Genomic DNA, 11008 nt, shown 5'->3' with positions numbered 1-11008 from the left:
GAAGCCAAGCCCGAGGAGGAGCAATCCTTCCTGATGAGCATCTTCGTCAGCTGGTTTCCGATGCTGCTGTTGATCGGCGTATGGGTGTTCTTCATGCGTCAGATGCAAGGTGGTGGCCGTGGTGGCGCATTCTCATTCGGCAAGAGCAAGGCGCGCCTGCTTGACGAGTCGACCAATAGCATCACCTTTGCCGATGTTGCCGGTTGCGACGAAGCCAAGGAGGAAGTCTCCGAACTGGTTGATTTTCTGCGCGATCCGTCCAAATTCCAGAAGCTGGGCGGCCGCATTCCCAAAGGCGTATTGCTCGTCGGCAACCCCGGTACCGGTAAAACCTTGCTCGCCAAGGCGATTGCCGGCGAAGCCAAAGTGCCGTTCTTCTCGATTTCGGGTTCCGATTTCGTTGAAATGTTTGTCGGTGTGGGTGCGGCACGAGTGCGCGACATGTTCGAGAATGCCAAGAAGCATTCTCCGTGCATCGTCTTTATTGACGAGCTCGATGCGGTCGGCCGCCAGCGTGGAGCGGGACTGGGTGGCGGCAACGACGAGCGCGAACAGACATTGAACCAGATGCTGGTTGAGATGGACGGCTTCGAGGCCAGTGTCGGTGTCATCGTGATCGCTGCGACCAACCGTCCGGACGTCCTTGATCCGGCACTGATGCGTCCGGGTCGTTTTGACCGTCAGGTGGTTGTCCCGTTGCCGGACATCCGTGGCCGGGAACAGATTCTTATCGTGCACATGCGCAAGGTACCGCTATCGCCGGACGTCAAGGCCGACATTCTTGCACGTGGAACGCCGGGAATGTCCGGTGCCGATCTGGCCAACCTGGTCAATGAAGCGGCCTTGTTCGCCGCTCGCGCCAGCAAGCGTCTGGTCGACATGGATGACTTCGAGAAGGCCAAGGACAAGATCCTTATGGGCGCCGAGCGCCGTAGCATGGTCATGAACGAGGAGGAAAAGCGAAATACGGCGTATCACGAGTCGGGCCACGCGGTCGTCGCCAAGCTGGTGCCGAAGTCCGACCCGGTGCATAAGGTCACCATCATTCCGCGAGGTCGTGCGCTGGGACTGACCATGCAACTTCCGGAAGAAGATCGTTACGCCTATGACCGGGTGTATCTGATGAGCCGTATCGCCGTGCTGTTTGGCGGCCGCATTGCCGAAGAGCTGTTCATGAACCAGATGACAACCGGTGCCTCAAACGACTTCGAGCGTGCGACCCAGATGGCACGCGATATGGTAACGCGGTACGGCATGTCCGATGCGCTGGGCCCGATGGTTTATGGTGAAAATGAGGGCGAGGTCTTCCTTGGCCGCTCGGTGACCACGCACAAGAACATGTCGGAAACAACGATGCAGCAGGTGGATGCTGAAATCCGTCGTATCATCGATCAGCAATATGCGCTGGCACGCAAGCTGCTCGAAGAAAATCGCGATAAGGTTGAGGCGATGACCGCCGCTCTTCTTGAGCTGGAAACGATTGACTCTGACCAGATCAACGACATCATGGAAGGCAAGCCGCCACGCCCCCCCAAACCGCCGCAGCCTTTGGGAACAGGTTCGTCGTCCGATGTGCCGCCGGACGCCGCGCCAACCGCGACAGCACCCGCCTGAGCCTGAGTGCGATGAATCGAATCTGCCGGGGGAGAGCCCAGAACTCCCCCGGTTTTTTCACATTCAGATTCCATGCTGCGTTGCGGTAAATTTCACCTGTCGCTTGATCGTCCGCTAGTCATGGGCATCGTCAACCTGACGCCGGATTCCTTCTCCGGCGATGGTTTGGCCACTGATGCCAAGCGCGCTATCGAGTATGCGTTTCATCAGATTGATTCCGGCGCGGATTTGCTCGACCTCGGAGCCGAATCGTCGCGCCCTGGTGCCATTCCGGCCCCGCTCGATGAGGAATTGGGCCGCCTGCTGCCGGTACTGAACGCCCTGGCCGACTGCGGTGTGCCAATCTCAGTCGATACGTATAAACCCGAAGTGATGCGTGCTGCCATCGCGCGGGGCGCCTCGATGATCAATGACATCTATGCCCTGCGCATGCCCGGTGCACTGGAAGTTGTAGCCGAGAGCGATTGCGCCGTTTGTTTGATGCACATGCAGGGCGAGCCGTTGACCATGCAGCAAAGTCCTCACTATGACGATGTGGTTGGTGAAGTGCGCAATTTCCTTGGCCAGCGGGTTGCCAGGGCAGTCGCTGGCGGGGTCGCCTACGACCGTCTGGTGCTCGATCCGGGGTTCGGTTTTGGCAAGACGCTTGAGCAGAATCTCGAACTGCTGCGTTGCTTTGACGGGCTTGCCACTGACGGGTTGCCTATGCTGGCCGGTATTTCCCGCAAGTCGATGCTGGGTGCCATAACCGGCAAGCCCGTTGAACAGCGCCTGCCCGGGAGCGTCGCGGCTGCCGTCCTTGCTGCGCAGCGTGGTGCCCGCATCCTGCGCGTGCATGATGTGGTTGAAACGAAAGATGCACTGGCCGTCTGGCGGGCCGCCTCAAGATAGCGACAGAACGTGCGCTTCAGCCGAAACGACCGGTGATGTAATCCTCGGTTTCCTTCTTCTTCGGCTTGATGAAAACCTGATCCGTGACGCCGAACTCGACCATTTCACCCAGATACATGTACGCCGTATAGTCGGAAATGCGCGCTGCCTGCTGCATGTTGTGGGTGACGATGGCAATAGTAAATTCGGTTTTCAATTCGGAAATCAGCTCCTCGATGTACATGGTGGAAATCGGGTCGAGTGCTGAAGTGGGTTCGTCGAGCAGTAGCACCTTCGGTTTGACTGCGATGCCGCGCGCAATGCACAGCCGTTGTTGCTGTCCCCCGGAAAGGCTCATTCCGCTCTGGGCGAGTTTGTCCTTGGTTTCTTCCCAGATTGCCGCCTTTCGCAAGGCCCACTCGACGCGTTCGTCCATCTGACCCTTGGAAAGTCTTTCGTTCAGGCGCACCCCGAAGGCGATATTCTCGTAAATCGACATCGGGAAGGGCGTCGGTTTCTGGAAAACCATGCCAACCTTGGCGCGCAGTGCATTTACGTCCATTTTGCGATCAAGGATATTCATTCCATCGAGCAGCAACTCGCCGCTGGCACGCTGTTCCGGATACAGGTCATACATCCGGTTCATGGTACGTAACAGCGTTGACTTCCCGCAACCCGAAGGCCCTATGAAAGCCGTGACGTGGCGTTTGTAGATCTCAAGATCGATGGCTTTCAGCGCATGGAATTTCCCATAATAGAAATCGAGATTCTTGAAAACCATCTGCGCTTCAAGGGCTGTCGCCTTTTCGGACAGCGAAATCAGGTGAGTTGTATCGTTCATGGTTTGAGCGGTTTCACAGTTTGTGCTTGGCGCGGAAGAAGATGCGCGAAGCGATGTTCAGTCCAAGCACACCCAGCGTGATCAGGAGTACGCCGGCCCAGGCGAGTTCCTGCCAGTCCTGGAACGGGCTCATGGCGAACTTGAAGATGGTGACGGGCAGGTTGGCCATCGGTTCGTTGAGATCGAGACTCCAGAACTGGTTGGAGAGCGCAGTGAACAGCAATGGCGCCGTTTCGCCGGCAATGCGCGCGACGGCGAGCAGGATGCCGGTAATGACGCCTGCCTTCGAAGCCCTCAATGTTACGTTCATGATGACGACGCGTTTGGGCGCACCCAGCGCGAAGGCGGCCTCGCGTAGCGTATTGGGCACCAGCAACAGCATGTTTTCCGTGGTCGATAGCACCACCGGGGTAACGATCAGGGCCAGGGCAATAACGCCGGAAAGGGCTGAAAAGTTACCCACCCGGGCCACATAGATGGCGTAGACAAAGAGGCCGATGACGATCGAGGGCGCCGACAGGAGAATGCTGTTGATGAAACGGGTAGCCTCGCCGAGCCACGTATGCTGTCCGTATTCTGCAAGATAGATGCCGGCCAGGATGCCGATCGGTGCGCCCACCAGCGTCGCTAACGCCACCATGTACAGGCTGCCGACGATGGCGTTCGCCAGGCCGCCTTCGGCAGCTCCGGGCGGTGGTGTCATTTTGGTGAACAGATCAAGCGACAGGCCGGCAACACCCAGTTGCAGCGTAGTGAACAATATCCACGCTAGCCAGAACAGCCCAAAAACCATGGCGGCCATCGACAGGGTCAGCGCAACCTTGTTGGTGATCTCGCGCCGTTTCAGCAGATCCATAGTCGCCTCATGTCTTCGTTCCTTCCTGCTTCGACAGGCTTACCAGGAGCAATTTCGAGAACACCAGCACGACCATTGTGATGAAGAAGAGAATCAGACCCAGTTCAATCAGCGATGACGTGTATATTCCCGGGGTTGCTTCACCGAATTCGTTGGCCAGAGCCGATGTGATGCTGTTGCCCGGGGCATAGAGCGAAATGCTGGAGAGGAAGTTGGAATTGCCGATGATGAACGTTACGGCCATGGTTTCGCCCAGCGCACGGCCCAGTCCGAGCATGATGCCGCCAATGACGCCAACCCGTGTGTAGGGCAGAACGATATTCCATACCACTTCCCAGGTCGTGCAACCCACCCCGTACGCCGATTCCTTGAGCATGGCCGGTGTGACTTCGAACACGTCGCGCATCACCGAGGCGATGAACGGGATGATCATGATGGCCAGAATGATCCCCGCGGAAAGGATGCCTATGCCTAGCGGCGCCCCGGCGAACAGGGCACCGACCAGCGGCACCTTGCCCAGGGTACCTGAAAGCACCGGCTGCACGTATTTTGCGAAGATCGGTGCGAAAACCATCAAACCCCACATGCCATAAACGATGGAAGGTACAGCAGCAAGCAGCTCAATGGCGATACCGAGCGGCCGGCGTAGCCACACGGGCGACAGCTCGCTAAGAAACAGGGCGATGCCGAAGCTGACGGGAACCGCGATGATGAGCGCGATCAGCGAGGTGGACAGGGTTCCGTAGATCGGAACCAGCGCGCCGAATTCTTCCATCGGCGGATTCCAGTCCGAACTCCAGAGAAAGCCCAGGCCGAATTTCTCGATCGACAGACGGGAGCTGATGACCAGCGAGACGATAATTCCGGCCAGCAATACCAGAGTCATCGCGGCAAAGCCACGGGTCAGGTTGAAGAACAACCAGTCGCCGAGCTTGTGGTTGCGCGCGGAAGCGCCGGTCGCCTTGGAATCCAGTACCGCACTCATTGAGAACTTTGCATTGAAGGGTTGGGTGAAGGTCTGCGCTGCCCTGAAGCGGCGCGGACCGATAAGTATGACTTACTTGGTGGCCGCAACGACGGGCTTCCCGGAAGCATCCTTGAGCTGGCTCCAAGAGCTGTGGATCAGTTTGATCAGGCTGTCGGGGAGCGGGACATAGTTGAGGTCGGTTGCCATCTTGTCACCGTTCTTGTATGACCAGTCGAAGAACTTGATGGCTTCCGCTGCCTGCGCCGGCTTGTCCTGCACCTTGTGCATCAGGATGAAAGTGGCGCCGGTAATCGGCCAGGAGTCCTTGCCCGGCTCGTCGGTCAGGATTTCGTAAAATGCCGACTTGCTCCAGTCGGCATGGGCTGCCGCTGCCTTGAAAGTGGCGTCGTCGGGAGCGACAAAACTGCCGGCACTGTTCTTGAGTATGGCGTAGGTCATATTGTTCTGCTTGGCGTACGCGTACTCTACGTAGCCGATGGAGCCGGGAAGACGCTGAACGAAGGCCGATACGCCTTCATTGCCCTTGCCGCCGAGGCCGACCGGCCATTGCACTGCCGTGCCTTCACCAACCTTCTGTTTCCATTCGGCGCTGACCTTGGACAGGTAATTACTGAAAATGAAGGTCGTACCGGAGCCGTCAGCACGCCTTACGACGCCGATGTCATCTGCCGGCAATGCCAGGCCTGGATTGAGTTCGGCGATGGCCTTGTCGTTCCATTTGTTGATCTTGCCGAGGTAGATGTCAGCCAGCACGGGACCGGTCAGCTTGAGTTCGCCGGGCTTGATACCGGCCACATTGAGTACCGGCACAACGCCACCGATGACTGTCGGAAACTGCATCAGTCCGTCCTTGTCGAGAACTTCGGGCTTCAATGGCATGTCGGAGGCGCCAAAATCAACGGTCTTGGCCGTGATCTGCTTGATGCCGCCACCGGATCCGATGGATTGATAGTTGATCCGGTTGCCGGTCGCCTTCTGATAGCCATCGGCCCACTTGGCGTAGATCGGAGCGGGGAAGGATGCACCGGCGCCGGTAACTTCAGCCGCGTGCGCGGCCATTGATGCTGAAGCTGCCACCATCGATACCGCTAGAACCTTGATGAATTTCGACATGTATTACTCCTCTTCTGGATGGATGGAACGTGCAAGCGAGGCTATGCTAACTGTCAAATATTTCAGCGATGTTACAGTTTCGAAATCAGCCTGGAAATCCGAAGCCGATTTCAGGAATGTCGCTCCGAATAGATCAAGCAAGCCTGTGCCGTTGCGTCGATTGCGGGTTCCAAGAGGGAAGAAGTGCGGGGTGTCAAGGGAAGTCATATTGAGGTTCGATGCGTATGTTTCCTGACTCCGACTGTAACAATACCGTAATGATGTTGAGCAAGACAAGTGACTTTCATCCCTGATAGACTGACCGGCCGAAGGGAGGCTCCCATGCCTATGGAAATCGAGCTCAAATTGCGTTTGTCTCCTACTCAAGCGCGACGATTGCAGGCGCAGCCAGCATTGTCCGGACATACACCGCAGAAGTATCGTCTGCGTAACACTTATTTTGACACCCCGGATTTTGAACTGCGCAGTCGCGGCATTGCCCTGCGTTTGCGGCAAAAAGGCTGGGCCGTCTGGTTGATGACAGTAAAATGCGGTGCTTCCGGTGCGGGCGGTTTGGCCCAGCGTAGTGAGTGGGAAGCCCCAACCAAACCCGGCGTGTTCGATTTTTCCATCGTTACCGATGATGCATTGCGTGTGTTTCTGGAATCTCAACATTCCCGGCTTCAGCCTGTATTCTCGACGGACTTTACGCGTACTGCATGGAAGTTGAGCTTGGCCGGGTCGGTCATCGAACTGGCATTTGACCGGGGCAGGATCAACGCGCCAGGGATTGGCGGCACGTCTGCATCGGTCAGCAAACCACTTTGTGAGCTGGAAATCGAGTTGATTGAGGGCGAATCGCCTGACGCGCTCTTTGATCTTGCGATCGAGCTGGCTACCGAACTGCATCTTCATCCCGAGATTTTCAGCAAGGCAGAGCGTGGCTATGCGCTGGCCGATGGGACCCTGGCAAATCCTGTCAAGGCGTTCGCTTCAAACGTCAACAAGGAGATGTCTCCGGTCGATGCGTTTCGTTCAGTTGCGCTATCGTGCCTGGCCCACCTGCAACGCAATGAAGCGGGGGCAGTTGCCGGGGAAAACCCGGAGTACGTCCATCAGGCCAGAGTAGCCATTCGGCGTCTGCGCTCTGCGTTCAGACTATTCGCCCCTGTACTTGCTGTCGACTTTGTCAATGTCTATTCACCACGCTGGCGCGAGCTTGCGGGGGGGCTCGGTAGTGCACGTGACTGGGACGTTTTTCTCGCCGAAACGCTAGCTCCGCTGGAAGAGGCTTTCCCCGAGGATGCTGACCTTGCCGTGTTAAGAGCCCGGGGTGAGACGACTCAGGCCAAGGCGCAGGCAGCGGCTGGCGTGACCTTGAAGCAGAAGGCGTACAGCCAGCTCTTGCTGGCCTTTACTGCGGCACTGTTCAGAGTCGGGCCGCCGACGATCGAAGCACAAGGCAAAGCGTCGGGTATGGGTCTACGCAAGTTTGCCACGCGTCGGTTGCAAAAAAGAGCAGAGATGATCGAGCTGCTGGTGAGCGAACACGCGAAGATGAATGCCGAGAGCCGACATGAGCTGCGAATTGCGTTCAAGAAGCTGCGCTATGCACTTGAGTTTTTTGCCCCGGTTTTACCGCAGAAGCCTCTGGCGGCCTATCAGACTTCACTAGCGAAGATCCAGAACTTGCTCGGAACGCTGAACGATCAGGTTACCGCTTCAAGTCTGATCAAGGAGATGCATCCGAAAGGCGAGCGCGATTTGGTGACCCGCGGCTGGATTGCGGGTCGAACGCAGCTTCTGATAAAAGCGCTGAGCTCCGAACTGCGTAAGTTCGTGGCCGGCAAGAAACCCTGGAGTTGAGAGACAAGCCGACGGACATCAACCCTGCGAAGATTCAAGGCCGCTGAGTCAGAACCACGAGCAGGCAAAAACACCCGAAGATCATCGCGGCAGAACCCGCCAGTAGCAATGTTCCGGACTGAAAACCGGCGATCCAGTAGGCGCCACCCAAGCGAAATCCGGCGCCAAGAGCGCACAGCACCGCGCCGGCCACTCCGGCGATCCTCCCCAGCTTGACCAAAGCATCCATAACTCCTCCTGTTGATTCCGGGTCAGCGAAGCATTCACGTCACCCGAGGATACCCGAAATTACTTCGATCCAGCTATAGTCAGTAGAGAAGCGCCTGAGTACGGATCAGGTGCCGGGTGCTTCCCGTGCATGCGGAGTATTTCGCTCATGGTCGCGTCATGCGCTTTGCTTTAGAATCCCTTGGGTTACGTATAACCTCGCGTTCTTCCCTATCAATTACTACCGACTGCGATGCTCAACCTATTTGCCAAAAACAAGCCTGCACAGCGTTTGGATGACCTAAAGAGACTATTGCTGTTCGTTGACCTGAATACCCGAGAAATGAAGATCGTCGATGGGTTCATGCACGAGCGTAGCTACCTGAAGGACGAAGTGATCTTCGACGAGGGTGAAGAGGGGCAAGCCATTTATTTCATCCTTGCCGGCAAGGTATTGATTTGCCATCAAGGAGAGAGCGAAAGTCCGATTGCCACACTCGAACGCGGCAATTTTTTCGGCGAGCTGGCGTTGCTTGACGATGCGCCGCGCTCAGCGCAGGCGCGTGCGGGGGGCAATTGCACCCTCGCAGTGTTCTTTCGTGGCGATTTTCTGGGCTTGATGAATTCACATGCGGTAATCGCCTCGAAAATTGCCTTGCAGTTGGCTCGCCACCTCGGAATGCGTTTGCGCAGCATAGTGCATAGCGAGCAAGAGATTGGGGAGCAAGTGCACCCATGAGACGGGCGCGCTATCGCTCGGGGCCACTGGTGTGGTTGGCGATTCTTTTCACCACGTGTCTGCTGCTCTTTCTGTTTCAGAAGATTCTCTGGTTGGTCGTACCGTTTCTTCTCGCTTTGATTGGGTATTACGTGTTTTTCCCGTTGCAGCAACGGCTGGTCCTTGGCGGAATGTCGCGTGCCACGTCGGCTGCGCTGGTCAGTGGAGGCGCGTTGGCTGTGGCCGTTGGCATCGTGCTGCTGGCTTTCCCGTGGATCAGCTCGCATCTGGTTTCGTGGCAGGATTCGGCAGCGCGCTATATTGAAGGCGGGTTGCGTTTTATTGCCGAAACATTGGCGTGGGCAGAGCGGAACTATGTTTTCGCCGCCAAGGCGCAACTAAGTGATCAGTTAACAAGAAACATCAGCGATCTGGGCGACAAATTTGCCGGCAGTTATCTGACGGCAGCGATGCTGACCGCCGCGGCTTGGCTGCCATCGCTGTTTCTGGCGCCGTTTCTCGCGTTTTTCTTCCTGCGGGACGGATGGCGCTTCAAGATGTTCCTCAGTCGTGCCGTGCCCAACGCGTTTTTTGAACGCACGCTGTATCTTCTGGATCAGGTTGATCACACCGCCAGACTCTATTTCCAAGGCTTGATCAAGCTGACCTTGATTGACGCACTGTGCCTTGCCTTCGGACTCTCCCTGATCGGGGTTTCGGCGCCCTTCGTGCTGGGCTTCGTAACCGCTGTCCTCGCATGGGTGCCGTATATCGGCTCAATTCTGGGTTGTCTGCTGGTTGTTCTGGTGGCCGCGACAGATTTCCCAGCCGATCCGGCGATGGCTTACGCGGCGATCGGTTTGTTCATCTGGGTACGTTTGCTGGATGACTTCTTCTTTATGCCGATTACCATCGGGCGCAGTCTCAATCTGCATCCGTTGCTCACTGTAGTGATGATTTTTGTCGGTGGCGCTGTAGCAGGTGTTGCCGGGCTGATGCTGGTGTTGCCTCTGCTGGGCATTGTCATGGTGCTCGGGGAAACGATCGGCGAGATCGTCACGGATCCGCGATTGCGCGCGCGACATGTTTTTGCCAAAGCATTGCGTCATCGGCAGGTGACGCGCGATCTTCGAACCTAGAGACAGGGCAGGCTGATTTCGGACGAATCGCTGTTATCCTTCTTCGCGCAGCTTGCGCCCCGCAGTGCCGATCAAGAATACGGGGTAAAATCCACACATGACTTACCAAGTACTGGCGCGAAAGTGGCGACCGAAAACCTTCGAGAGCCTGATCGGGCAGGAACACGTCGTCCGGGCATTGACCCACGCCCTGACCGAGCAGCGCCTGCATCACGCCTATCTATTCACCGGCACGCGGGGCGTCGGGAAGACCACGCTGGCGAGGATTCTTGCCAAATCGTTCAATTGTGAAGTCGGCATCACAGCCACGCCCTGTGGCGTCTGTTCGGCGTGCACAGAAATCGATTCGGGCCGCTTCATCGATCTGCTCGAAGTTGACGCGGCGACCAACACCAAGGTCGATGAAATGCGGCAGTTACTCGAAAACGCCGTGTATGCGCCGACGCGCGGGCGGTTCAAAGTCTACGTCATCGACGAAGTCCACATGCTCTCGAATTCAGCCTTCAACGCGATGTTGAAGACGCTGGAAGAGCCTCCCGAGCATGTGAAATTCATTCTGGCGACAACCGATCCACAGAAGATTCCGGTTACGGTGCTTTCGCGTTGCCTGCAGTTCAACCTCAAGCAAATGACACCAGCGCTGATTGCCGGCCATCTGAGGCACATTCTCGAAGTCGAATCGATTAGCGCCGAGCCCGGCGCGCTGAACCTGCTCGCGCGCTCGGCCGCAGGCAGCATGCGCGACGCCCTTTCCTTGCTCGATCAAGCAATCGCTCACGGAGCCGGCAAAGTCGAGGAAGCGCAGGTGCGCGAAATG

11 protein-coding genes are annotated in these 11008 nt (G+C 57.1%); 6 read left to right on the top strand and 5 right to left on the bottom strand.

Features of this window, described 5'->3' with window-relative positions; genetic code table 11:
* Together ftsH and folP are read left to right on the top strand one after the other, a co-directional pair.
* On the top strand, positions 1-1614 hold a 1614-nt coding region (gene ftsH / locus PROAA_RS16575), incomplete at its 5' end, for an ATP-dependent zinc metalloprotease FtsH (RefSeq protein WP_186412410.1).
* 72 nt (positions 1615-1686) lie between these two features.
* Positions 1687-2505: a dihydropteroate synthase gene (gene folP / locus PROAA_RS16570; protein WP_186412409.1), complete on the top strand. Its 819-nt coding sequence runs from the start codon at positions 1687-1689 to the stop codon at positions 2503-2505.
* 16 nt (positions 2506-2521) lie between these two features.
* Here folP and pstB read toward each other — a convergent pair whose 3' ends face one another.
* The 4 genes from pstB to pstS all read right to left on the bottom strand — a co-directional run bounded on the left by pstB (position 2522) and on the right by pstS (position 6282).
* On the bottom strand, positions 2522-3325 hold the full coding sequence (gene pstB, locus PROAA_RS16565) for a phosphate ABC transporter ATP-binding protein PstB (RefSeq protein WP_186412408.1): 804 nt from the start codon (positions 3323-3325) through the stop codon (positions 2522-2524).
* 13 nt (positions 3326-3338) lie between these two features.
* The gene (gene pstA / locus PROAA_RS16560) at positions 3339-4181 is read right to left on the bottom strand and encodes a phosphate ABC transporter permease PstA (protein ID WP_186412407.1); all 843 of its coding nucleotides are present in this window, start codon (positions 4179-4181) and stop codon (positions 3339-3341) included.
* A 7-nt stretch (positions 4182-4188) separates the two neighbouring features.
* The gene (gene pstC, locus PROAA_RS16555; protein ID WP_186412406.1) at positions 4189-5166 is read right to left on the bottom strand and encodes a phosphate ABC transporter permease PstC; all 978 of its coding nucleotides are present in this window, start codon (positions 5164-5166) and stop codon (positions 4189-4191) included.
* 72 nt (positions 5167-5238) lie between these two features.
* The gene (gene pstS / locus PROAA_RS16550; protein WP_186412405.1) at positions 5239-6282 is read right to left on the bottom strand and encodes a phosphate ABC transporter substrate-binding protein PstS; all 1044 of its coding nucleotides are present in this window, start codon (positions 6280-6282) and stop codon (positions 5239-5241) included.
* A gap of 321 nt (positions 6283-6603) precedes the next feature.
* On the opposite strand from pstS, the gene PROAA_RS16545 reads away from it, so the two are divergent.
* Entirely contained in the window at positions 6604-8127 is a 1524-nt protein-coding gene (locus tag PROAA_RS16545; protein ID WP_186412404.1) for a CYTH and CHAD domain-containing protein, read from the top strand.
* A 34-nt stretch (positions 8128-8161) separates the two neighbouring features.
* On the opposite strand, the gene PROAA_RS16540 is transcribed toward PROAA_RS16545, so the two are convergent.
* On the bottom strand, positions 8162-8356 hold the full coding sequence (locus tag PROAA_RS16540; RefSeq protein WP_186412403.1) for a hypothetical protein: 195 nt from the start codon (positions 8354-8356) through the stop codon (positions 8162-8164).
* Between the two features lie 321 nt (positions 8357-8677).
* Between PROAA_RS16540 and PROAA_RS16535 the strand changes: the two genes are divergently transcribed.
* From PROAA_RS16535 to dnaX, 3 genes are all read left to right on the top strand, one after another.
* Entirely contained in the window at positions 8678-9073 is a 396-nt protein-coding gene (locus PROAA_RS16535; RefSeq protein WP_245664313.1) for a cyclic nucleotide-binding domain-containing protein, read from the top strand.
* Positions 9070-10191, top strand: coding sequence for an AI-2E family transporter (locus PROAA_RS16530; RefSeq protein WP_186412401.1), 1122 nt, complete (start codon positions 9070-9072; stop codon positions 10189-10191). The genes PROAA_RS16535 and PROAA_RS16530 overlap by 4 nt, the downstream gene beginning before the upstream one ends.
* Positions 10192-10288: 97 nt before the next feature.
* Positions 10289-11008: DNA polymerase III subunit gamma/tau (gene dnaX, locus PROAA_RS16525; RefSeq protein WP_186412400.1), on the top strand; the 720-nt coding region annotated here is incomplete at its 3' end.

Source organism: Candidatus Propionivibrio aalborgensis, assembly GCF_900089945.1.
Classification (GTDB): Bacteria; Pseudomonadota; Gammaproteobacteria; order Burkholderiales; family Rhodocyclaceae; genus Propionivibrio; species Propionivibrio aalborgensis.
The sequence above is the reverse complement of the archived record's forward strand: the minus strand, read 5'-3'. Positions and strand labels throughout refer to the sequence as shown.

Excerpts from the sequence above, each read along its gene's own strand:
- pstA (WP_186412407.1), bottom strand. The coding sequence starts at position 4,181 with ATGGATCTGCTGAAACGGCGCGAGATCACCAACAAGGTTGCGCTGACC.
- PROAA_RS16540 (WP_186412403.1), bottom strand. The coding sequence starts at position 8,356 with ATGGATGCTTTGGTCAAGCTGGGGAGGATCGCCGGAGTGGCCGGCGCG.
- pstB (WP_186412408.1), bottom strand. The coding sequence starts at position 3,325 with ATGAACGATACAACTCACCTGATTTCGCTGTCCGAAAAGGCGACAGCC.
- folP (WP_186412409.1), top strand. The coding sequence starts at position 1,687 with ATGCTGCGTTGCGGTAAATTTCACCTGTCGCTTGATCGTCCGCTAGTC.
- pstC (WP_186412406.1), bottom strand. The coding sequence starts at position 5,166 with ATGAGTGCGGTACTGGATTCCAAGGCGACCGGCGCTTCCGCGCGCAAC.
- PROAA_RS16530 (WP_186412401.1), top strand. The coding sequence starts at position 9,070 with ATGAGACGGGCGCGCTATCGCTCGGGGCCACTGGTGTGGTTGGCGATT.
- PROAA_RS16535 (WP_245664313.1), top strand. The coding sequence starts at position 8,678 with ATGAAGATCGTCGATGGGTTCATGCACGAGCGTAGCTACCTGAAGGAC.
- PROAA_RS16545 (WP_186412404.1), top strand. The coding sequence starts at position 6,604 with ATGCCTATGGAAATCGAGCTCAAATTGCGTTTGTCTCCTACTCAAGCG.
- pstS (WP_186412405.1), bottom strand. The coding sequence starts at position 6,282 with ATGTCGAAATTCATCAAGGTTCTAGCGGTATCGATGGTGGCAGCTTCA.